Annotated in this window: 25 protein-coding genes; 13 read left to right on the forward strand and 12 right to left on the reverse strand. The window is 45.3% G+C overall.

What is annotated here, in order from left to right; all coding sequences use genetic code 11:
* Positions 1 to 506: 506 nt before the first annotated feature.
* Both MTP43_RS03930 and MTP43_RS03935 read right to left on the reverse strand, forming a co-directional pair.
* Entirely contained in the window at positions 507 to 1214 is a 708-nt protein-coding gene (locus MTP43_RS03930) for an ImmA/IrrE family metallo-endopeptidase (protein WP_173016293.1), read from the reverse strand.
* Positions 1214 to 1495 carry a hypothetical protein gene (locus tag MTP43_RS03935; protein ID WP_005928337.1) on the reverse strand — a complete coding sequence of 94 codons (282 nt, stop codon included), beginning with the start codon at positions 1493 to 1495 and terminating at the stop codon, positions 1214 to 1216. The genes MTP43_RS03930 and MTP43_RS03935 overlap by 1 nt, the downstream gene beginning before the upstream one ends.
* Before the next feature lie 449 nt (positions 1496 to 1944).
* On the opposite strand from MTP43_RS03935, the gene MTP43_RS03940 reads away from it, so the two are divergent.
* From MTP43_RS03940 to tnpA, 5 genes are all read left to right on the forward strand, one after another.
* Complete coding sequence (locus tag MTP43_RS03940; RefSeq protein WP_249235101.1) at positions 1945 to 2772, forward strand: XRE family transcriptional regulator; 828 nt, start codon at positions 1945 to 1947, stop codon at positions 2770 to 2772.
* Between the two features lie 19 nt (positions 2773 to 2791).
* Entirely contained in the window at positions 2792 to 2995 is a 204-nt protein-coding gene (locus MTP43_RS03945) for a helix-turn-helix domain-containing protein (protein ID WP_242888864.1), read from the forward strand.
* A 275-nt stretch (positions 2996 to 3270) separates the two neighbouring features.
* Positions 3271 to 3606: a hypothetical protein gene (locus MTP43_RS03950; RefSeq protein WP_249235102.1), complete on the forward strand. Its 336-nt coding sequence runs from the start codon at positions 3271 to 3273 to the stop codon at positions 3604 to 3606.
* A gap of 191 nt (positions 3607 to 3797) precedes the next feature.
* Complete coding sequence (locus MTP43_RS03955) at positions 3798 to 4586, forward strand: DUF975 family protein (RefSeq protein ID WP_112090684.1); 789 nt, start codon at positions 3798 to 3800, stop codon at positions 4584 to 4586.
* Between the two features lie 435 nt (positions 4587 to 5021).
* Positions 5022 to 5501 carry an IS200/IS605 family transposase gene (tnpA, locus tag MTP43_RS03960; protein ID WP_055185423.1) on the forward strand — a complete coding sequence of 160 codons (480 nt, stop codon included), beginning with the start codon at positions 5022 to 5024 and terminating at the stop codon, positions 5499 to 5501.
* A 163-nt stretch (positions 5502 to 5664) separates the two neighbouring features.
* Here the strand turns inward: tnpA and MTP43_RS03965 are convergent, their stop codons facing one another.
* Complete coding sequence (locus tag MTP43_RS03965; RefSeq protein WP_112090685.1) at positions 5665 to 5871, reverse strand: DUF6219 family protein; 207 nt, start codon at positions 5869 to 5871, stop codon at positions 5665 to 5667.
* Between the two features lie 276 nt (positions 5872 to 6147).
* Between MTP43_RS03965 and MTP43_RS14480 the strand changes: the two genes are divergently transcribed.
* From MTP43_RS14480 to MTP43_RS03985, 5 genes are all read left to right on the forward strand, one after another.
* A complete protein-coding gene (locus MTP43_RS14480; RefSeq protein WP_173016327.1) occupies positions 6148 to 6480 on the forward strand; it encodes a DUF134 domain-containing protein in 333 nt (110 codons plus the stop codon).
* Positions 6481 to 6525: 45 nt separating this feature from the next.
* Positions 6526 to 6927 carry a NifB/NifX family molybdenum-iron cluster-binding protein gene (locus MTP43_RS14485; protein WP_112090687.1) on the forward strand — a complete coding sequence of 134 codons (402 nt, stop codon included), beginning with the start codon at positions 6526 to 6528 and terminating at the stop codon, positions 6925 to 6927.
* Between the two features lie 55 nt (positions 6928 to 6982).
* Positions 6983 to 7585 carry a Crp/Fnr family transcriptional regulator gene (locus MTP43_RS03975; RefSeq protein WP_256466422.1) on the forward strand — a complete coding sequence of 201 codons (603 nt, stop codon included), beginning with the start codon at positions 6983 to 6985 and terminating at the stop codon, positions 7583 to 7585.
* Positions 7586 to 7664: 79 nt separating this feature from the next.
* On the forward strand, positions 7665 to 8207 hold the full coding sequence (gene rbr, locus MTP43_RS03980) for a rubrerythrin (protein ID WP_005946411.1): 543 nt from the start codon (positions 7665 to 7667) through the stop codon (positions 8205 to 8207).
* A gap of 21 nt (positions 8208 to 8228) precedes the next feature.
* Entirely contained in the window at positions 8229 to 8603 is a 375-nt protein-coding gene (locus MTP43_RS03985) for a desulfoferrodoxin family protein (RefSeq protein WP_005946408.1), read from the forward strand.
* Positions 8604 to 8794: 191 nt separating this feature from the next.
* Here the strand turns inward: MTP43_RS03985 and MTP43_RS03990 are convergent, their stop codons facing one another.
* The 9 genes from MTP43_RS03990 to MTP43_RS04030 form a co-directional block, all read right to left on the reverse strand.
* Positions 8795 to 9286 (reverse strand): transposase, encoded by a 492-nt coding sequence (locus MTP43_RS03990; protein ID WP_112090689.1) that lies wholly within the window; start codon positions 9284 to 9286, stop codon positions 8795 to 8797.
* 1008 nt (positions 9287 to 10294) lie between these two features.
* On the reverse strand, positions 10295 to 10495 hold the full coding sequence (locus tag MTP43_RS03995) for a hypothetical protein (RefSeq protein ID WP_098924533.1): 201 nt from the start codon (positions 10493 to 10495) through the stop codon (positions 10295 to 10297).
* Positions 10495 to 12141, reverse strand: coding sequence for an ABC transporter substrate-binding protein (locus tag MTP43_RS04000; protein WP_113621378.1), 1647 nt, complete (start codon positions 12139 to 12141; stop codon positions 10495 to 10497). The genes MTP43_RS03995 and MTP43_RS04000 overlap by 1 nt, the downstream gene beginning before the upstream one ends.
* A 68-nt stretch (positions 12142 to 12209) precedes the next feature.
* Entirely contained in the window at positions 12210 to 12977 is a 768-nt protein-coding gene (locus MTP43_RS04005; protein ID WP_112090692.1) for an ABC transporter ATP-binding protein, read from the reverse strand.
* Positions 12974 to 13777 (reverse strand): ABC transporter ATP-binding protein, encoded by an 804-nt coding sequence (locus MTP43_RS04010; protein ID WP_112090693.1) that lies wholly within the window; start codon positions 13775 to 13777, stop codon positions 12974 to 12976. The genes MTP43_RS04005 and MTP43_RS04010 overlap by 4 nt, the downstream gene beginning before the upstream one ends.
* On the reverse strand, positions 13774 to 14598 hold the full coding sequence (locus MTP43_RS04015; RefSeq protein WP_098924537.1) for an ABC transporter permease: 825 nt from the start codon (positions 14596 to 14598) through the stop codon (positions 13774 to 13776). The genes MTP43_RS04010 and MTP43_RS04015 overlap by 4 nt, the downstream gene beginning before the upstream one ends.
* A complete protein-coding gene (locus MTP43_RS04020; RefSeq protein ID WP_113621377.1) occupies positions 14588 to 15529 on the reverse strand; it encodes an ABC transporter permease in 942 nt (313 codons plus the stop codon). The genes MTP43_RS04015 and MTP43_RS04020 overlap by 11 nt, the downstream gene beginning before the upstream one ends.
* 97 nt (positions 15530 to 15626) lie before the next feature.
* A complete protein-coding gene (locus MTP43_RS04025) occupies positions 15627 to 17348 on the reverse strand; it encodes an ABC transporter ATP-binding protein (protein ID WP_205334591.1) in 1722 nt (573 codons plus the stop codon).
* Positions 17348 to 19090, reverse strand: a complete 1743-nt coding sequence (locus MTP43_RS04030; protein WP_162789054.1) for an ABC transporter ATP-binding protein — start codon at positions 19088 to 19090, stop codon at positions 17348 to 17350. Before MTP43_RS04030 ends, MTP43_RS04025 begins: the two co-directional genes overlap by 1 nt.
* A 156-nt stretch (positions 19091 to 19246) precedes the next feature.
* Here MTP43_RS04030 and MTP43_RS04035 point away from each other — a divergent pair, with 156 nt between their 5' ends.
* The 3 genes from MTP43_RS04035 to MTP43_RS04045 all read left to right on the forward strand — a co-directional run bounded on the left by MTP43_RS04035 (position 19247) and on the right by MTP43_RS04045 (position 20987).
* The gene (locus MTP43_RS04035) at positions 19247 to 20170 is read left to right on the forward strand and encodes a helix-turn-helix domain-containing protein (RefSeq protein WP_112090697.1); all 924 of its coding nucleotides are present in this window, start codon (positions 19247 to 19249) and stop codon (positions 20168 to 20170) included.
* A gap of 15 nt (positions 20171 to 20185) precedes the next feature.
* Entirely contained in the window at positions 20186 to 20425 is a 240-nt protein-coding gene (locus MTP43_RS04040; protein WP_147323046.1) for a hypothetical protein, read from the forward strand.
* A gap of 130 nt (positions 20426 to 20555) precedes the next feature.
* Complete coding sequence (locus MTP43_RS04045) at positions 20556 to 20987, forward strand: RrF2 family transcriptional regulator (RefSeq protein ID WP_015536758.1); 432 nt, start codon at positions 20556 to 20558, stop codon at positions 20985 to 20987.
* Positions 20988 to 21002 lie beyond the last annotated feature (15 nt).

The raw sequence follows: 21002 nt of genomic DNA on the forward strand, positions 1-21002 counted from the left end.
ATAAAGCGTGAGAAGTCGAAAACTCGGAGTTGCTACGGATATCTAGCCGCTTGGGGCATCCACGAAAAAGGGACAAACATAAAGCCTGCTCCTTTTTACGGGAGCAGGCTTCCTGAAGGCTAAAAAAATAGCCGGACAACAACCAACTGAGGGATCTTCAAAGAAAATCTCTCAATCAGCTGTTGCCCGGCTATTTGGAGCACGTTTCATACATTGCCTTGCGGCAATGGCCCGTTGCTCGGAGCGAACAGTCCATATTCAGGGTGCAATGCACCCGTATTTGTTAAAATGACTGGAAAATCACCGGCATCTAAATGCCAGATCAAGTCTCAGGGTTTCTTTGCATCTATTGCACTTAACTTGTAGTATACCTGAACACCCCTCGATTTTTTGGTATAACTTATTTCCACAAACAGGGCAAAATCTCCAGCCTATGCTAAATTCTGCCTGCTGTGTAGTAGTCGGTGCTTTACCGGCAAAGGGACGGTTCTTTAACTGAATCATATTCATTCTCCAAATCGCATGATGTCCAATGGATGGCAGTGGATGGGTTTTCCTTTTATAACCTGCATCTGCTGCAGTCTGATCCTGATTGCAGACCAAGAAACCCCAATCCGTCGAGCCATCTCCAGAATTTTTTCATAGTTAGGGTCAGACACTGATTTGTACAGAATCCCATTTGGCAGAGTCAACGATACACGTTCTATTTCGGCATTGATCAGAAATGTTGGCATCAGCAGCTCTGCTGCAAGGGTATCCGCCTGCCATTCTTCCCACGAGGCATTTCCGTTTCTCTCCCGATAGGCAATGTGCCCACGGCACTTGACTGCTTTTCCGTAGTCGTTCGGAAACAGATCAGCCAAAATCTGATGTGCTGCTTCATGCGCTATTGTGAAATTCCGGCATCCAGTGCATCTGTCTGCCGCAAGAGCAGAATCGATTACGATATCCCTTGGCATAAATACTTCAACAAGCTTTGTTCCATCCTCAAGGGTTGCTGTGAAGCTACATCTCTGGAAAACCGTTAATCCAAGGATGTGACCATCGCTACACAGCGGCAACATCTTCAGGTTCAGTCCAAGAACAGAATTTGCAAACTGCTCTGGGTTAATAGGAGCGGGGTCATTTTTGCTTATTCCGAAGAGTGCATAGTACATTTCAATATATTTGCCTGCTATGTACGAAAGTTCTGCACGCGATAAGTATCTTGCCATTATGAAGCCCTACCTTCTGATGTGGCACAGTAGGCTTCCACGAACCACTTGCCCTTTTCAAGCCAAAGATTCCGCTTCTGCCCGCAAATCAGGCAGGTGAAGCAATGTCCTTTCACGCCAAAACGTGATGTACCGTGCTTGACTGCCAAGACACGATCAATTCCATAAGTGCGAGTCTTGTCATAGTTTATGGCAAGAGGACGGATCTTGCCGTCAGGAGTAAAACGAACATCCACTTCGACGTATCTTTTCTCACGGCGAAGGTTGTAATCACCACACATCAGAATTCCTCCTTTTTGCAGATTTATCAGAATGCAGCGTGCATTACTTGCGAGTCATACTGCGTGCCACGAACTGTTTTTCGTTTAACAGAGGAACGGACACTGTATGCTTTTTCCACTCATCCATAGAGCAGGTTACTGCTTTGCACAGACGGCATTTTGTCTAGCCATCGGTTGCATCAAGATCTACATCATAGTTCATGGTTCCGCACATCGGGCATCTTACGTTTTCTTTTCTCATAATATCACCTCTTAAAAACACCGAACAAATACGATTTCGGTCCAGAATCAACACCAAAAAGCTGTTATTCGTGGATTTGATTCGATTATATACCTACTTTATGGAGATGTCAATTACGCATTTGTCGCTATTTTAGAGATTTCTTATTGATTTCCTGTATTTTCTATACTATAATAGAGCTACCGGATCACAAAGGAGTGTTCTTGTTATGAAAAAGAAAACCACGCTCACCAAAATACACATAGCCCCATCCACAGTGCGCTATGATGCAGTCGCTGCGAGGGATAGCAATGAGGTTGGTCAGATTCTCGCAGGCACACGAAAAAGGAATGGCTATTCACTTGTAGCTTTCTCTGAACTTCTCCGTCACTATGGCGTCGATGTCAGTGATAAAGGAATCAGCAAATGGGAAAAAGGCTATACCACTCCTAGCATCTATCAACTAGTTGCAATCTGCTACGCATTGAACATCAAGGAGGGTCCTTCCTACTTTACAAAGAACTTTCAGAAACCCGCCCTTCTAAATGACATCGGGCAAAAAAAAGTCGCTGAGTACGAAATGGACTTGATTGCATCCCGGCGCTACCAGCTAGACGCAGAAGAGCCCGCGGAAATCGACTACATAATGATGCCTGTATCAGAGTTGCCAGTATCGGCAGGTCTAGGAGCTTTTCTTGAGGGTGAAATGTTCCAGCAGATACAAGTGCCTGCCAGTAGCGTTCCGGCTGGTGCCGAGTTCGGGATATACGTTAGCGGTGATAGTATGGAGCCACGTTATCATAACGGACAAATCGTATGGGTGAAGCGCTGCGAAGAACTTAAATGCGGGGATATCGGGATATTCGTATATGATGACTGTGGATATCTGAAAAAATACGATGAACATACCCCAGACAAATCCCAAGCAGAGTTCCTTACCGACAGCTATGGCGTGGTGCATAACCAACCGGTTTTGGTTTCTCTTAACACCAAATATTCGCCGATCCTTATATCTCCAGAGCAAAGATTCGAGGTTGTTGGAAAAGTTTTGAACTAAAAAGATGGGAGGAGTTTTCGTGGATACGATCAAGCGTGTTCAGGATTTGATGCAAGCGCGTGATATGAATCTGTGTGTGTTGGCAAAGAAATGCGGAATATCGTACTCCACGATTCAAACCACCGCCCGTCGGGGAGGGCAGTTAAGCGTAGAGACGATTGAAAGAATTTGTCAGGGTTTAGGAATTACATTAAAAGACTTCTTCGATTCCTCCTACCTGTAAATATAGGGGCAGCAAAAAAGCCGTTCGCCACGCTGGAAAATCTGCGTGGTGAACGGCTTTAATACTGCTTCTATTTATCCTTTGGTAATCTCCAGATAAACACTAATCTCCATGATTGTTACCATTGAAGGAATACATTTGCGACGATCTTCGGGCATACCGAATAAGATTTGCATTGGCAGTAGAAAACGGCTCATGTTACCTATTGCAATTCTGACTATTTGGAAATATACTTGTAAGGATCAAATTATTTCACTTTATGGGAGGAAATTATTATGGCAAGACCCAAGGGAAGCAAGAATAAGGCTCGTACTGTAAAGGCCAGCGTTGATTATGCAGCCGTCGTTGCAGAAAAGACCGCTGAAAAGGAAAAAATCGAATCTGAGGTTGCTACGCTGACTGCAAATCTCGATGATCTGAAAACGCAGCTGAAAGCCAAGAAAGCAGAATTGAAAGCCGCCACCAAGGAACTTGCCAAAGCCGAAAACAAAAAAGCTGCCGCCGAAGCAAAAGCAGCAGAAGAAGCAAAGAAGGGCGAAGCAGAAGATGTGCTGAAGAAGCTGCTTGCCAGCGGTATGACGACTGAAGAAATCCTTGCAAAGCTCCAGTAATGCAATATGATGAACTGGACAAGCTGCTGAAGTAAAGGAAGGGGCTGTTGCACACGGATAAAAGCCGGTGCAACAGCCTCTTTTTCATTCATGCTGCAATTTTTTCAGCGTTTCAAACGTATCTAAATTAAAGTGGCATATCATATTCCTTTTCACACATACTTGCCATTTTCAGACAGGAGGTTGCTTTTATGAAAATATCTGCCGACTATCGTATGCTCGCTCTCGATGCTCTGCGCGGAAAATGGAAAACTGCTGTTCTGACAGGTATTGCCGCCAGTGCGCTCGGTGCTACCATTGTGAGCAGTTCCAACAGTGTCGTTTCCAATTCCAATCAGGCAAAGGACATTCATTTTAACCTGTTCGCCCAGCCAAACGGCGGTCGGCTGCTTGCTGTTTTGCTTGTCGGCATTGGTCTGTGGGCAATCCTCCAACTGATCGTGGGCGGTGCAGTTCAACTGGGATATGCTCATTTTAATCTGAACCTTGTAGATGGAAATGATGCTGCCATCTCGGACTTGTTCTCTCAGAAAGACCGTCTGTGGGATGGCTTCTGCATGAAATTCCTGCAGGGTCTGTACATCGCCCTCTGGTCGCTGCTGTTGGTGATTCCGGGAATCGTGAAAACATACAGCTATGCGATGACACCTTACATCATGTCCGAACATCCTTCGCTGACCGCAAATGAAGCGATCACAGAATCCCGGCGGATCATGAATGGCAACAAATGGCGGCTGTTCTGTCTGGATTTCAGCTTCATTGGCTGGGAGTTGCTCTGTTCGTTGCCACTGTATGCCGGGGGTTTTCTGGTTCTCAAATATTTCACCGGTTCAGAGGCTATGGCGATTTCTCTTGTTCTTCTGCTGACAATTCCATTGAGCATTGGCTTCTTTTTTGTACGCCCCTATGAGGAAGCTGCATGGGCCACTTTCTACCGCGATATTACCGCAGCACCTACCGAACCGGATGAAGCATACTGACTTTTATACTATTTCGCAGATGTGACCGGATTTTCGAGGTGGTCTGCGTATGGATAAGAAACCTGACCGTTCCGAAATAATTACAATGAGCCTCTTGTATGCTTTAACGCTGGTGCTTACGGTATTAAAAGTGACGAGAACGTTTTCACTGCCTTGGTTGTGGGTACTGGGTCCACTTTGGCTTGGCACACGTCGGTACTGTGATTAGGGCTGCTTGCGCTGGGAGATCTCTCCCAGCGTTTTCTCTATGAAAGAAAGTTGCTGGAGAAAAAAATTCTCCAGCAACTTTGTCTTGGGTAGCTTGAGCGAGCGACAACCACCAGCTTTGCTGGTGGAATAAAAACGGCTTTAGCCCTAGACAAAGAGAAACCTCCCCGTAGAATAGAGTGTGGGTTTGCCAACCACATTCTAGGAACAGGGAGGTTTATCTTTGAAATGAAAGATAACAAAGACGTAGATAGTTTAAGCCATACCACGTGGAGATGTCAATACCATGTAGTGTTTGCACCGAAATATCGGAGAATGGTAATTTACGGTCAGATCAAAAAGGATATAGGGCAGATACTGCGCCAGTTGTGCGAACAAAAAGGTATTGAAATCATTGAAGCGGAGGCCTGCCCTGACCATATCCATATGCTGATAAGTTTTTCGCCGAAGTACAGCATTTCCTATGTCATGGGATATCTCAAGGGAAAGAGCAGTCTCATGATTTTCGACAGACATGCAAATCTGAAGTACAAGTATGGCAATCGGCATTTCTGGGCCAGGGGATACTTCGTGGATACGGTAGGAAAGAACAAAAAGAAAATCCAAGAGTACATTAAAAATCAACTGCAACAGGACCAGATTGCCGATCAGTTGAGCCTTAAGGAGTTCGTGGACCCGTTTACGGGTAGCAAGGAAACTAAGGCGTAAATAAAAGGGCCCCTTGAGGGGCCTGCCACGAGACAGGAATGCAGTTGGCAGACCCATTCGTGGCCCCTTAAGGGGCTTTGCTAGTATTATGCCCTTCTAGGGCTTACTCAAGCCACCGGCTCAGCCGGTGGTTTTGACTTGATGAATAAAGGAAATTTTTTGTTTAACTATTCTCACTATTATTTGATTTAGTGATTTTTTTCTTCTTTGGAGAAACCAGTTTGTGACCGGAATAAATGGACATACCCATACAAAGCAATGAAGAATAGGCAAAGTATTTATGCGCAGTCATAGATTTTTTGATTCCAGAATAAATGCATCCAAACATACAGAAAAGTGCGCCTAAGGACCAGTATTTATGTGATTTCATGATTTGATACCTCCTTTGATTTAACTGATTCAATTATAACGTTTTTTTACGAAAATGCAAGCATTACCGGGAACGCTTTCATGTGGATGCTGTGACTGCCGCTACGGTCATGATCGGTGGGCATTACGAACAAGGCTCACATGTAGCATTCGACTCCGAATATCAGCCGGCACACATATGAGGACGGAAAATGTAGCAGCTTTTGAAAAAAATTGCTTTTTTCTGCTCAAAGTGCTACAATCGGAATATACCGAATACAAAGGGAGGAAAGCTCCCATGCCAAGACCGCCACGGTGCCGTCAAATTTGTGGCGTACCACAGGTCGATACATTCTGTCCCAACGGGTGCGAGAATACCGAGCCGATCCTGCTGACGCTAGACGAATACGAGGTCATTCGGCTGGTTGACTTGGAGCAGCAAACCCACGAGCAGTGTGCCGCTCAAATGGACATTTCCCGCTCTACCGTGCAGGAGATTTACGAAAGCGCACGGAGCAAGATCGCAGCGTGTCTTGTTCACGGGAAACCGCTGCACATCACCGGGGGAAACTACCGCATCTGCGGAGGACAGGAGGCATCTCACTGCAGCCGTTGCTGCCGGATGCAGTGAGCCAACATGGAAAAATCAGGCAAAACTTGCAAAGGAGATTCTATTATGAAAATTGCAGTTGCCTATGAAAACGGTCAAATCTTTCAGCACTTCGGTCACACCGAGCAGTTCAAGCTTTATGAAGCTGTGGACGGCAAAATCACTCATGCGAAAGTCGTTGACACCAACGGCAGTGGTCACGGCGCACTGGCAGGCTTCCTAATGCAGCACGGTGTGGACACTTTGGTTTGCGGAGGCATCGGCGGCGGTGCGCAGGCAGCACTCGCCGAAGCGGGCATCAAGCTCTACGGCGGTGTCAGCGGGGACGCTGACGCGGCGGTGAGCGCATTGCTCAACGGAAGTTTGGGCTACGATCCCAATGTTCACTGTGACCACCATGACCATGAGCACGGCGAGGCTGGTCACTCCTGCGGTGACCACGGCTGCGGCAAGCATAGCTGCCATTGATATGGAACGCACACTGACACAACTTCCGTTCTGGTCATCCTTGACCGAACGCGAAATGGACACACTACGCCGAAGTGCCTTTGTTCGTCATTATAAAAAGGGTGCGTTCGTTCACAGTAGCGACAATGAATGTCTCGGAATGCTGTTTATTCTTTCCGGCGAGATCCGCACCTATCTTCTCTCTGATGAGGGGCGGGAGGTAACGCTGTTCCGCCTGTATCCGGGCGAACTATGCGTGCTTTCCGCCTCCTGCGTGATCAGTCAGATCACCTTTGATACGCAAATGACTGCCGGAAGGGATACGGACGTTCTGATTATCCCTGCAAATGTCATTGCTGCACTCAAGGAGAAAAATCTCCATGTCCGCTGTTTTCTCTATGAACTGACAACGAAACGGTTTTCTGATGTGATGTGGGCGATGCAGCAGATCATGTTCAAGGGGCTGGATCAGCGGCTGGCAGAATTTCTCTTTGCCGAAGCGGAACGTACCGGCTCCGACACGATACGTATGACCCATGAGCAGATCGCCCAGCACATCAGCTCGGCACGGGAGGCAGTGGCACGGATGCTCAAAAGCTTCTCGGAGGACGGACTGGTGGAGCTGAAGCGTGGTGCAATCACGCTGCGGGATAAGAACAGACTAAATCGTCTAAAATAAAAAGGAATGTGACTTCGTCACGGAATAAAATCATAGATTTGCTACAATAAAAGCAGAAAAGCAGGAAGGAGTATCCACCATGAAAGAGACGAAATACGCAGGAACTCAAACCGAAAAAAACCTGATGGCTGCCTTTGCCGGCGAGTCCGAGGCACGCAACAAGTACACCTATTTTGCATCCAAGGCCAAGAAGGAAGGCTTTGAGCAGATCGCGGCACTGTTCCTCAAAACCGCTGATAATGAGAAGGAACACGCCAAGCTGTGGTTCAAAGAACTGAACGGCATTGGCGACACCGCAGAAAACCTTCTCTCCGCCGCTGAGGGTGAGAACTACGAGTGGACGGATATGTACGATGGCTTTGCCAAAACTGCCGATGAGGAAGGTTTCCATGAGCTGGCTCAGCGTTTCCGCCTGGTCGCCGCCATTGAAAAGCATCACGAGGAGCGCTACCGTGCCCTGCTGCACAATGTGGAGATGGCGGAGGTCTTCGCCAAGAGCGAGGTCAAGGTGTGGGAGTGCCGCAACTGCGGTCACATCGTCGTGGGCGAGAAGGCTCCGGAGGTTTGCCCCACCTGCAACCATCCCCAGAGCTATTTTGAAATTCACGCAGAAAACTATTAAAGAAAGAAAAGGAGAATTATCATGGAGCAGAAGTTTTACATTTGCAAGCATTGCGGTAACATCATTGCCAAAGTTAAGGACGCAGGCGTCCCTGTTGTCTGCTGCGGCGAGCCGATGAGCGAGATCGTTCCCGGCACCACCGATGCCGCCGTGGAAAAGCACGTCCCTGTCTGGACGGTGGAAAACGGCATCGTCCATGTCAAGGTCGGCTCTGTGGAGCACCCCATGCTGCCGGAGCACTACATTGAATGGGTATCTCTCCAGACCAAGCAGGGCAATCAGCGTAAGGAACTGCATCCCGGCGAAAAGCCGGAGGTCTGCTTCGCTCTCTGCGAGGGCGATGAGGTCGAGGCGGTCTACGCCTACTGCAACCTCCACAGTCTGTGGAAAGCGTAATTCACCTTCTTAAAGGGGCTGTTGCACAAGGAAGAAAGCCAGTGCAGCAGCCCTTTTTATATATCTCTCGGCGTAAAAATGTGGAAAACAAGCGTCAAACGAGTAAAATGTTGAAAACTCAGTCAGCAAAAATAGACCCTTCCGACTTTTAGAAGTCTTTGGAAGAGTCTGCTTTTTCGATTTTCAGAAAATCAGAATTTCAGGTAGGCTTTTGGCTGGATGAGATGCTGTTTCTGTAAGCTGCTGTTGCACTTGGAAACGAAATGTGCAATGTTCTGAGAAAGCCCCAGAAAGAGCAGTTCTGCCAGAACCTTAATATTCCCACCGGTCAGGAAGCGTTTGAAGCTGCGGTTGTGCTTGAGCTGTCCGAAAGCTCCTTCCACCTGGATGGAACGGTTGCACCGAAGCAGTTTTCCCTCTTCGGTGGTAATATTCCGGTAAGACTGCTGGCGCATTTTCTGGAATTCCCAGCAGACGGAAATCTCTTTTCTTCTGTTCTCCTCTTTTGCCTTGCAGCAGACAGAACGGTAAGGACAATCCGAGCAGTCTTCACAACGGTAAACAGAGATTTCTCGCTCTGTACCATCTTTGGCGTGAGAAGTATATTTTGAAACATAGTCCAGATGTCTGCCATTCTTGCAGATAAAGCAGTCATCCGGTTTGTAGTAGCCCATGTTTTCCATTCTGCCGATCTGAGCCTTAAAGGAATGCTTCTGACCAGATTCGTAATTGTTAGGCTTAATGAAAGCGGTCTGCCCATTTTCTTCGAGCCAGCGGTAGTGGCAAGACTTTCATAACCGGAATCCGCAACGACCTTCTCGTACTTCTGTCCGTGTTTCCTTTGCATATATGTAGGCGCATACCAGCACTTTGAATAACACACGCGGCTCGATCTGCGATTTTCGGATTCCCGAATAAGCGAAATACAATTTTGTATAGTCCAGTTCCTCAAGCTGGTCGCTTGCCTGACAGAGCGCATGATGTTTGTCGATTTGAATTTCTGTCTGCATTCGAAATTTTAACTGTTGACTTTTCTCCTCAATTTCGATATGCTGTTCTTGCTTTATCCGTTTCATTTTTGCACTGTTAACGTTAAAGCAAAAGACCAGAGCTGTAAAGCCTTTTGGCTAAATAACTCTGGTCTTTTTGTTGGGGCTTGTGCAACAGCCCCCCATTTGCTGAACCCAGGGGAGGTTCATGATGGACCTCCCAGAAGGACTCACTCTATCGGAGATTTAACACAGAGAAAGAAACAAGCGTCACTTCCAGAATTGCTCTAAAACCCTCTATGATATGCAAACTATAAAAGAGCGTATTGGTTATCCGAAGTATAAGTATAACTCTTATTGGATATTCTCAGCATATCGTAATCCTTTGGATTTGCGATGGCATCGTAGCAAAACTCAGCACCCATCATTAGTTGGCGCTGACATTCGCCAATCTCAGGAACCACATCAGCATAGATGCTATTATTTACATAGCACATAGAACATGATATGGGATTTAACTCTACAATGTCTATATACGAATTACCGTTGCTGTCAATAAATTCGCCTAAATCTAATGCGTAGTTAGCTGGGAAAACGCCCAATCTTCTAATGTGATCTACCATATGTATGGCAATATTTTTGTGTGATTTTGGCACGGTGTGTTTGAGTGAATGGAGCGCCCTGAATGAGTTGACAACCTGATTATTCAAAATAATGTGCCTGATTTCGCGTGTGCCTAACTGCGTGATTAACGCTCGCTTTAGATACATTCATGTACTCAGCAACCTCTACTGAACGAACTGAACCATGTTGCGCTTCAAGAATAAATATGGCTTTTAGATAGTCTTCTCCTGAAGAATGAAGTCTTTCTTTTGTAACCGCCTCAGCCACACTGCTGGACATTATTTCACATGAACAGATGCAATGTCTACGTAGCTGGCATCTGTGTAGAAGTCATAGCCAGTTATCTTATCAGTATTCCACAGAGCCAGATCGTGAGTGCCGGTTACAGGCACCAGAAGATTCTGATCTGCAATACCATTCAGAATCATTCCATAGATTTCCTGCACACGCTGAGAATCAGAAGTGGAGTCCAATTCTGCGAAAATTTCAGGATTCTCAAAGAAAGCAGAGAACTGGCAGAGGATCGGATCACCCATAGCGCCAGGAGCCATATTGCTCATATCTGTTGCAGGGTCAAAGGAACCGCCAGCAGTATTGTAGAAGGTCAGATCATATTCGCCAGCCATCAAGGCTCCATACCAGGTGTTCATGTCTACTGCATCAATAGTAACATCGAAGCCGAGTTCTTTAAGAGAAGCTGCAATAGAAAGAACTGCATTGTCAACACTTGCAAGGCTCTGAGAATAGTTGAAATGAATGGCGAGAGAAGTTCCGTCCTTCTCCAGGATACCGTCATCATTGGTATCCTCATAGCCGGCTTCCTTCATGAGCTGCTTTGCCTTTTCCATGTCGGTAGGATAGGTCTTAACCTCCACACCGCAGTTGGGCTTTTCATTCGTAAAGAGGGTTTCGGCAGCAGTCTCCAGGCCATCGAAAACAGAGGTTTCCAACTCCTGCTGATTAACAGCGTAGGATATTGCTTCCCTTACAAGAGGATCATTAAAGGGAGCCTTATTCAGGTTCATACCCAGATAACGAGTTTGGTTGGTGCTGTCATCCATGGCATGACCGAAAGCGGCATCCTGGGAAATTTCCGTGTAGCCTTCTGCGCTAAGTCTGCTGGAGCCGAGAATCGCATCGATTTCGCCGTTGCGCAGAGCAAGAATTTTTGCAGCATTATCAGGAATCACTTTGACCTTGAACTCGTCCACTTCAGGAGCTTCGCCCCAGTAGTAGGGATTGCGGATAAAGGTATAGGTATCTTCCTCGACCCGGTCAAACATATAGGGACCAGTACCCATAGTTGCACTCACGCAATTCTCGTAAGCCTTTTCTACGCCGCCTTCAAAGGCTGCGGGATTCACAATACCAAAAGGCAGCGCCATGGTCAGATTGTCAAGAGCAGCGTAATAAGGGGTCTTCAAAGTCATTACAAAGGTTTTTTCATCCGGGGTTTCCAGCTTGTCAAACAAAGTAGTGAGCTTACCGAAGGCACCATTCTGGGGCCCCAGATTGGTTACTACTGCTTCAAGGGTCATCTTTACTGCCTCGGAAGTCAGAGGAGTACCGTCAGAAAATTTGACACCATCACGCAGATGGAAGGTGTAAGTCTTGCCGTCATCACTGATTTCCCAGGTTTCAGCCAACTCGCCCTGAATCTTCCCGTTATCATCGTAGCTTACCAGAGTGTTGTAAAAATTACGACTCCAGAATCCGGCACCGTAAGTGCTGGATACCATAGGCGTGATGACAGGATAGAAGCCTACAGAAAAGTCCCAATTCTCGGTGACAGTGATTGAGACCGGCTCTGCATCGGTCTGAGAGGTGGATTCCTCCGGTTTCTCGTCAGGGTTCGCGCCGCAAGCTGCCATAGCAAGGCACATCACAAGTGCGAGTCCGAAAGCTAAAAGTTTTTTCAGTTTCATGTACAAAATCTCCTTTATTTATTGTTATATCATGCTTTTCAGCAGGGTATACGTATTTATTGAATGGTTTAACCCAAATATGGAGCAATAGAATGCAGCAGAAGCTTGGTATACGGATGTGTAAAGCAGTCTGTCGAACCGTGAAATGTACGGTCTTCGATAATCTTACCGCAGCGCATCACCATTACACGGTCTGCAAGATATAGCGCAACGTCCAGGTCATGGGTAATGAAAAAGCAAGTCATTTTTCGCTCCTGATGGAGTCGCTTCAGCAAATCAAGAATATGTTTACGAACCAGGACATCCAGCCCACTGACTGCTTCATCAAAAATCAACACATCCGGTTGAGCCGCTAACGCTCTTGCAATACATACACGTTTTTGTTGTCCACCGGATAGCTCATGAGCTTTTCGCAGCTTGATCTCTTCGGGAAGCTCCATCATGGTAAGAAGATCATTGATTTCCCGTTCTTCTTCCTTTTTGCTGAGTTTTCTGAAATTGCGAATTGGCTCTGCAATGATTTGATATACCGTAAAGCGAGGGTCCATTGCTCCCTTGCCATCCTGAAGAATCAGCTGTATTTTAGATTGCAGTACCTGCTTTTGCTTGCCCCGGCAGAGGGAAATGTTTTTTCCTTCAAACAGTACCTCTCCAGAAGATGGAACCAGAAGACCGCACATGAGCTGAGCCAAAGTGCTTTTACCAGATCCGCTTTCTCCTACCAAAGCGCAAAATGAACCATTCTGAATAGTAAAATCTACATGATCAACGGCCAGAAGCTCGTTGCTTGTGCCTTGTTCGTGAAATTCTTTTGATAGGTTGTTGACTTTAATCATGATTCCGCCCCTTTCGTGAAAGCATAGGAAAGGGAGTAAGCTTCAATCAGCGACCTTGTATAAGGTTCTGTGGTATGATCGAAGACAGATTGAACTTCACCGGATTCTATAATTTTTCCTTCCTTCATCACCAATATGTTTCCACCTAATTGAAGAGCTGTTGCGAAATCATGAGTTACCATAAGAATCCCAACACCGTTTGCTTTCATCTGCGAAAATAAATCTATGATTCCATTTCTGTGAATCACATCCAAAGCAGTTGTTGGCTCATCGGCAAGCACGAATTTTGCATCAAGCATCATAGCCATTGCGATAATGACACGCTGAAGCATTCCTCCGGAAAGCATATGGGGGTATGCTCTGTATACCCTGTCAGGATCATCTAAGCCTACATCATGCAGAAGCCGCAGAATATAGTTGTAACGTTGCTGGCGGGATTTGTCGGAATGAAGCCGTAGCGTTTCATCCATCTGTCTGCCAATACGCATAGAAGGGTCCAATGCAGTCATTGGATTTTGCGGGATATAGACAATCTGGTTTCCGTATATTCCTCGTCTCTGCTTTTCTGACGAATTCAAAAGATCAGTCTCGCCGAAGAAAACGGAACCCGACACCTTAAATTTTTTAGGGTCCAATAAGTTTAGCACCGCACTACAGGTCATTGTTTTGCCGCTGCCTGACTGGCCTAACAAGATCAAAGACTCTCCTTCTTTGATTGCAAAGGATATTTCAGAAACCAAGTTATCCGTGCCTGGCCGAAGATTAATGCTTAAATGATCAATTATAAGTGATGGCATCATAGGCTGTCCTCCTCCGGCGTCAGAATATCACGGAGTGCTTCTCCAAATAAATTGAAGCCTGCTGCCGTTACGAAGATGCACAAGCCTGGATAGATTAGCAATTCCGGATGAGAGTAAAGCGCTGTCCTGGCATCATTTAACATGGCACCCCATTCCGGTGTGCCGGAGGGAAGGCCAAGTCCGAGGAAAGCAAAGCTGGAAACCATAATGATGGAAGAAGCGACACCAGTGGAAACATACACAAGAAACTGTGGCAGAATGTTAGGAATCAGATGTCTGAAGACCAGCTTTCCTGTATTGCACCCAGAAATCCGGGCTGCCAAGATATAATCTTTACCCATTTCTTGAACGGAATAAGATCTGACAACACGAACAAACCAAGCCCAGGTCGCTATCACAACAGAAACGGCAATGTTTTGGAGTCCGTTCCCCAGAACGCCTATAACAGCAATAGCAATGATAAGAGAAGGAAAAGCAATAAACACATCACAGAGTATAGTAATGAAATGGTCTGCTTTTTTTCCAGCACAGGCGCTAAAAGTACCGACAATCAGACCAATCACAGACAAAATCAGCAGCACAGGTAAACTGATTCCGATGGAATATCTGGCTCCATACAGCAGCCTTGATAAGGTACACCTGCCCAATTGATCTGTTCCAAGAGGGTATTCTGCGTCAGGCTGAGCATACTTTTGCGATAAATTCACCAATTCAGGGTCGTGAGGCGAAAAAGCAGGTGCTGCAATCGCAATCACAATCACAATAGCAATCAGGCACAGACCGATAATTGCCTGCGGCCTTTTGAGTAGCTTATGTATCATTTTCTTCCCTCACCATCCATGGACAAAGCAGACGGTTGATTATGTCTGCCATGAAATTTGCGACGACAAAAATTGCTGCAATGACGACTATACAGGTAGAAACTGCAATCGTATCTGCTGCAATCACACTGTCCACCAGATAAGTTCCGATTCCCTTGATTGAAAAAACACTTTCGATTACCGCCCCTCCGGCAATTAGAAAGCCGAATTGCTGAAAGAAAATTGTAACAACAGGCGGTAAGGCATTTCGCAGAATGTGGCATACCAGGATTCTGTTGGCAGATAGTCCACGGGCTTTTGCAAACCGAACATAATCAGAAGATAATTCAGCCAGAAGAGAGGAACGCATAATTCGGATGAGTGAACACGAACTGGGGACCGCCAGGGCAAATGAAGGTAGTAAAAAGCCCCTCCAACCTGGACTTGGTAAGACACTGAACCATTTCAGATGAATCGCAAAGAACAGTAGAAGAAGGAATCCCAGCCAGAAAGTTGGCATACAAATACCGCAGATAGTAATGCCTCTGGTAACCTGATCGAAAAGGCGGTTCCGCTTTCTGGCACAGAGCAAACTAATCGGAACGGTGAGTACGATAATCCATAGAATGGCCATCCCTACAAGAGATGTGGTCGTAGCCAGATACTTGTGCAGATCCTTTACAATCGGTTGATGAGTGGTCAAAGAAGTCCCAAGTTCTCCTGTAAACATTCCGGAAAGCCACTGAATATATCGCACAGGGAGAGGTTGATCCAATCCCATTTCCACCCGAATCATCTCAATCTGTTCCGGCGTAGGATTGGATACGCCTCGGTGTGCAATAATTTCTGCAGGATCTTTTCCGGACCAAGCAATCAACAAAAAACTTAGAATGCTGACGCCTACCAGCACAATGAGGAAGTTAATGATCCTTTTTCCAATATATTTCTTCAAATAATGCACCTCCTCACATCAGAAATCAGTTAGACATAGTTAATCAAATGCCTTTATGTTACCCTACAGTGCGGTCTGCATCTGAAGGGTAACCTGCTTAGTAGTTAAATTTCTCTGCCAGATTGGACTTTTCAATCATCTTTCTATATGTGGGCGACTGTTTCAGCAGATGAGCATGTTTTCCGCAGGCTTCTACCGTACCTGCTTTCATAACGACGATCTTATCTGCATTTTCAATAGACTTCAGTCTGTGTGAAATAACAATCACGGTCTTGCCTTGAATCAAATGATTTAATCCAGTCTGTATCTGGACTTCTGTTTCCACATCTAACGATGCAGCAATCTCATCCAGAATGATAATTGGAGCATCCTTCAGGATTGCTCTGGCAATGGACAGCCGCTGACGTTCTCCGCCGGAGAGTTTGGCTCCATTTTCCCCGATTATTGTCTGGTAGGTGTCTGGCAGACGGCTGACAAACTCATTGCAACCAGCCAGTTTTGCAGCTCGTATTACTTCTTCGTCAGAAGCATCCAGCCGCCCAAGGCGAATATTTTCCATAATAGAAGTATTAAATAGAATGACTTCCTGAAAAACAATGGAAACATACTTGAACAAGCTATCAGTGTGAATTTCTCGTATGTCGGTTCCTCCGATCTGAACGGTACCGGAATCTGCATCATATAGTCTGCTGATGAGCTTAAGCATTGTTGTTTTTCCGCAGCCGCTGGGACCGACCAATGCGGTTACCTGTCCTTGCTCCGCCGTAAAGGATGCATGGCGAATCACCTGGGTGTCTTTCTGGTAGGAAAAACAAACATCCTTTATTTCTACATTGAAATCTGAAAGGACTGCCTTTTCTCCACCCTGAAGTTCATGATTCTTGATTTCACCAATCCGGGCAATTCTTGCGTCCAAATAAAAGATTTCCGTCAGATAGAGCAAAACACCACCCATGGCCCCGCTGAGTTTCGCCGCCATAATAATATAGCCCAGAAGAATCAGGATACTTACCTGACCGGAGGCGAGCATTGAAAGGCCAACAGTCGCCGTGATTCCAATAGGAAGAATAGATAAAGTCTGGCCGATTGTAACAGGAATCGTCTGGGTGATCTGAGCTTTCCATTGAAGATTTTCTGACTCATCCAACTGCTGGTCCATTTGAGCTTCTACTTTTTCTTTCAACCCATAGCTTTTAATTTCCTGATTCAGTTCGATTGCATTCTGAAAGCTTTCGGAAATATCTCTCAACTTATCATAATGTTTATTTACATCTCTGACCTGCAGTTTCTTTGTCAAGAAAAGAACCGAAGCAGAAGTAAGAACGGGAAGCAATACACAGAGACCTAATTTCCAATTCATGATCAGAAGGGCTACGCTGATAACCAAAAAGTAAATTGCAAACCCTATGGAATTAGCCACTGCGTTCGCAAAAGCATGCTCAATCGAAGCCACATCTGCCATGATTGTTTGAGCAAGGTCAGACAAATTGTGCTTTGAAAAATAGGATAGGGGCAGTTTGGAAAGCTGTTCCGCCAGATCAATTCTTAAATTTGCAGATTCCTGGTAGGTTTCATCATAGGTCGTTTTATAGTTATAGTTAATAACTAAGTACATCACCAGGGTCGCTGCCAGCATAAACAGGAGATATACCACCGGTTTCCCGGCATTTCCATTCAACAGCCTGTCTGCAAACAGAAAAACACAGATCATCGGCGGTACAAAAGAAACATAATAGAGAAAGAATGACCAGATTGATTTTGCAAGGCCCTTCACACCCGAATCACTCAGCTGGAAGGCTCTTTTTAGATATGTCTTTATCATGCCAACCTCCACTGATTTGCCTTGCAGTATACATCCTGAAAATCCTTATAACGTCCATTGCAGGCCATCAGTTCATTGTGGGTTCCCTGTTCCACAACTTTTCCATTCTGGACAAACAGGATCTGGTCTACATTCTGAATAGAGGACAGCCTGTGTGCAATCATGATAACTGTTTTGCCCCTCATCAGTTTTTGGAAAGCCTGCTGCAACTCGTATTCATTTTCCGGATCTGCAGCTGCAGAAGCCTCATCCATAATGACGATATTCGCATTCTTTAGAATAGCCCTTGCAATGGCGATCCTTTGCACCTCACCACCGGAAAGGTATACGCCCTTTGCCCCTATGACGGTCATCTCCCGCTGGGGGAATTTGTCAAGGATGGATGTGCAGTTCGCTGCGTCAAGTGCATCCATAATCTGCTGCCGTGTTGCCTGAGGATTTCCGATTCGGACATTTTCGTAAATTGAGGTCTTTAGTAATTGACTGCGCTGGAAAACAAATGCGATGTTCTGAATGAGAGCTTTTTCAGAATAACTCTGAATGTTCTTTCCACCAATCAGAATTTCGCCGCCATCGACAGGATAAAAACCTGAAATCAGCTTTGCAATGGTAGATTTTCCTCCCCCGGAAGACCCGATGAGCGCATAAGTTTTATTCTGATGAAGTGTCAGGCTGAAATCCTTCAGCACGAAGTTGTCATCATACTTAAAGTCAACATGACGAAATTCAACATTGAAATCTTGGAAGGTCTCTTCGTTTCCATGTGGAAGCTTTGCCTGATCCATAGAAGTAGTCAGCTCATCAAGCTGATTCAGCGTATTTTGTGCGCCAAAGTTATCCTGCCCCGTAAACATGATCGATGTGAAAGAAGTAAATACAGCTCCGGAGAACACAGCAAAGAAAACAATCTTTGCCAGGATTAGCATAGCAGGTTCTCCATAGCTGATGAATACAACTGCGGCTGGTACAGCAAAAGCATAAAACACGTTGAACAGAACCTGGAATCCAACGTAGGGATTCTTACAGCTGAGGCTATACTGATAGACGTACTGTTTGTACTCTTTGATCGAGTTAATCAGAGTTTTGTAATACTGTACAGTTACACCGAAGATTTTTATGATCTGCATTCCTCTGACATATTCTACTGTTGCCGCACTCATCTTTTGAAGCGCCGCTGAATAGCCAGACAGAAATTCAGTACCACCGGACATTTTACGATACTGAAGAACACCAATCACAGTTGTAAGAATCAGGAGAATACCAAGGCGATAGTCTATTGCAAACATCAGCACAAACATTAACACCGGCGTCATAACAGCAGTGACGTTGTCCGGAATCAAATGGGCCACTGTTTTGTGTGTTTCTGCTGCGTTATCATCAATAATTTTTCGAATTTCTCCAGAGCTGTTATGGTCAAAAAAGGAAGAAGAGGCATCCAATAATTTATGAAGCCCATTTTTCCTTAAGTTTGTTTCAAGCCGGAAGCCTAAGTAGTGGGAACACGTTGCCGATGCAATGTTGAGAATGCCTCGTAAAATCATAAGTATGACTACAATAATTGCGTCATACATAGCCTTCTCATATACGGGAATAACCAGAATAGACACAATGGACCGCCACAGAAACCAATATGCTCCCATATATGAGCAGACGGCAGCGGCAGATAGTGCCATGGAGAAATATGCCAAAATTCTTTTATCTGGGACATAATGAAATAGTTTTTTATATAAACTGCGCATTGACTTCAAATATACACCTCTTTTTGCTTAAAAACGGTTTGACATACATCAGCTCTTTCATTATAATTAGATGTAGCTAACTGTAAAGGACAAAACAGATATAAAGTCTAAACAAGGTATTAATAAATCTAAACGAGGTATCCTTGGGAGGAGCCAATGATAGAAGTTGAACGAGATGATTTCTTTGTTGAATCGATAAAGAATCCAATAGAGTACGGAACATATTATAAGATCAACCCAAAATATGGAACCGGATTTCAATGGACGAGTGAGGTTCACCACGATTTCATCATTACAGTGACAGATATAAGATTTAACCAGGAAACTATGGTCGGAGAACATATTGGGTCTGGTTATGTACTTGCTCTCTATATTAGTGGCGCAGGAGATGAATTCTATCCGTATCAAAATATTTCTCCGAATACATTGCGCTGCTATGAACCATCTGAAAAGTATAAAGCTATTTATCATCCTCAGATTCCATTAAGATGTATTACCGTGCAGTTTGACCAGGAATTTATTGATCAGTATCTCCAGGAAATTTCCGGTGATCTTGAAGTAAACTTTTCTGATTTTTTCAAAGAAAAAGGGAAATTCTATTTACCAAATGTTAATCATGCTATGCAAAGCCTATATGAGTATCTGCTTTCCATGAAAGCGTCCAGAATTACAGTAGAAGTAAAAATATATGAAATCATCTCTTATCTTGCTTCATATTTGAAAGAAAACAGACTAAATGAAGAGAATGGCCAACCCATTAACAAAACAGATTTGCAGGCATTAGATGAACTAACGCATTATATGGACGAACATTACAGTTTTAATATTACGTTGCAGACGCTTTCCACCATTGCATGTATGAGTGAAAGCAAAATGAAAAAGCTATTTAAGTCAGTTTATAATATGTCCATTACTGAATACATTCAGAGGAAAAGGATCTCTGTAGCCGAGCATATGCTTATTCAGACCGACCTCACCATTGCGGAAATTTCAAGAATTGTTGGATACTCCAACCCCAGTAGATTGATTGAAATATTCAAAAGGTATTATGGATTTACTCCCTCAAAATACAGAAAATAAAAGTGTTATACTAATTTGGATAAACCTAACCCCCTAAAAATCAACCAAATCAATCGTTATGGGGCTGTTGCACAAGGAAGAAAGCCAGTGCAGCAGCCCCTTTTTATCAATGTAACCTCGTCACAGAAAAAGACTTTGTCCTGCGGTATGATAAAGCCACAATCAATAAACAAGAAAGAGGTGGCGAACATGAAAATCAAGCTCAATCCCGATCAGGAGATTGTCAATATGAAAAGGAACATGGCTTTTCGCTGAATGGAAAGCGAAGCTGACCCGGGTTGGGGCGGTCTGTATGAAAGCGATATTTTTTTTGAAATAATCTTGACAAAATTTATCGAGATTGATATGATGGTATTAACAAGCAAGCGAAAAGAGGATGTGGAGCATGATCATCACCAAAGAGACGGACTACGCGCTGCGCATTTTGCGGGTGCTGCTGGACGGGGAGAAGCATTCGGTGGCCGAGATGTCGGAAACGGAATTGATCCCCAATCAGTTTGCCTACCAGATTCTGCGCAAGCTCTCCGCCGGCAATTTGGTGCGGGTGAGCCGCGGCGCTCTCGGCGGCTGCGAGCTGTCCTGCGATCTGGACGCGACCTCCCTCTACGATCTCATGGGGGTCGTGGGGGAGCGGGGCATCCTGTGCGCCTGCATGGAGCCGGGATATGAATGCCGCTGGCAGGACAAGCATGGGCGGTGCACCATCCACTGTCAGCTGGCGGCCTTGCAGCAAAAGCAGGACGAGGCGTTCCGTGCCGTGAGCCTGCGCAGGCTGCTGACCGGCGGATCCGATCCCCAAGATACAAGCAAGCTGTAAAATTTTAAAAGGAGG

It is taken from the genome of Faecalibacterium sp. IP-1-18, assembly GCF_023347355.1.
Classification (GTDB): Bacteria; Bacillota; Clostridia; order Oscillospirales; family Ruminococcaceae; genus Faecalibacterium; species Faecalibacterium prausnitzii.

What these genes read in the sequence shown, in the direction of transcription:
- MTP43_RS03930 (WP_173016293.1), bottom strand. Translation starts at nt 1,214, where the DNA reads ATGGCAAGATACTTATCGCGTGCAGAACTTTCGTACATAGCAGGCAAA.
- MTP43_RS03935 (WP_005928337.1), bottom strand. Translation starts at nt 1,495, where the DNA reads ATGTGTGGTGATTACAACCTTCGCCGTGAGAAAAGATACGTCGAAGTG.
- MTP43_RS03940 (WP_249235101.1), top strand. Translation starts at nt 1,945, where the DNA reads ATGAAAAAGAAAACCACGCTCACCAAAATACACATAGCCCCATCCACA.
- MTP43_RS03950 (WP_249235102.1), top strand. Translation starts at nt 3,271, where the DNA reads ATGGCAAGACCCAAGGGAAGCAAGAATAAGGCTCGTACTGTAAAGGCC.
- MTP43_RS03955 (WP_112090684.1), top strand. Translation starts at nt 3,798, where the DNA reads ATGAAAATATCTGCCGACTATCGTATGCTCGCTCTCGATGCTCTGCGC.
- tnpA (WP_055185423.1), top strand. Translation starts at nt 5,022, where the DNA reads ATGAAAGATAACAAAGACGTAGATAGTTTAAGCCATACCACGTGGAGA.
- MTP43_RS03965 (WP_112090685.1), bottom strand. Translation starts at nt 5,871, where the DNA reads ATGAAATCACATAAATACTGGTCCTTAGGCGCACTTTTCTGTATGTTT.
- MTP43_RS14480 (WP_173016327.1), top strand. Translation starts at nt 6,148, where the DNA reads ATGCCAAGACCGCCACGGTGCCGTCAAATTTGTGGCGTACCACAGGTC.
- MTP43_RS14485 (WP_112090687.1), top strand. Translation starts at nt 6,526, where the DNA reads ATGAAAATTGCAGTTGCCTATGAAAACGGTCAAATCTTTCAGCACTTC.
- MTP43_RS03975 (WP_256466422.1), top strand. Translation starts at nt 6,983, where the DNA reads ATGGACACACTACGCCGAAGTGCCTTTGTTCGTCATTATAAAAAGGGT.
- rbr (WP_005946411.1), top strand. Translation starts at nt 7,665, where the DNA reads ATGAAAGAGACGAAATACGCAGGAACTCAAACCGAAAAAAACCTGATG.
- MTP43_RS03985 (WP_005946408.1), top strand. Translation starts at nt 8,229, where the DNA reads ATGGAGCAGAAGTTTTACATTTGCAAGCATTGCGGTAACATCATTGCC.
- MTP43_RS03990 (WP_112090689.1), bottom strand. Translation starts at nt 9,286, where the DNA reads ATGGAAAACATGGGCTACTACAAACCGGATGACTGCTTTATCTGCAAG.
- MTP43_RS03995 (WP_098924533.1), bottom strand. Translation starts at nt 10,495, where the DNA reads ATGTCCAGCAGTGTGGCTGAGGCGGTTACAAAAGAAAGACTTCATTCT.
- MTP43_RS04000 (WP_113621378.1), bottom strand. Translation starts at nt 12,141, where the DNA reads ATGAAACTGAAAAAACTTTTAGCTTTCGGACTCGCACTTGTGATGTGC.
- MTP43_RS04005 (WP_112090692.1), bottom strand. Translation starts at nt 12,977, where the DNA reads ATGATTAAAGTCAACAACCTATCAAAAGAATTTCACGAACAAGGCACA.
- MTP43_RS04010 (WP_112090693.1), bottom strand. Translation starts at nt 13,777, where the DNA reads ATGATGCCATCACTTATAATTGATCATTTAAGCATTAATCTTCGGCCA.
- MTP43_RS04015 (WP_098924537.1), bottom strand. Translation starts at nt 14,598, where the DNA reads ATGATACATAAGCTACTCAAAAGGCCGCAGGCAATTATCGGTCTGTGC.
- MTP43_RS04030 (WP_162789054.1), bottom strand. Translation starts at nt 19,090, where the DNA reads ATGCGCAGTTTATATAAAAAACTATTTCATTATGTCCCAGATAAAAGA.
- MTP43_RS04035 (WP_112090697.1), top strand. Translation starts at nt 19,247, where the DNA reads ATGATAGAAGTTGAACGAGATGATTTCTTTGTTGAATCGATAAAGAAT.
- MTP43_RS04045 (WP_015536758.1), top strand. Translation starts at nt 20,556, where the DNA reads ATGATCATCACCAAAGAGACGGACTACGCGCTGCGCATTTTGCGGGTG.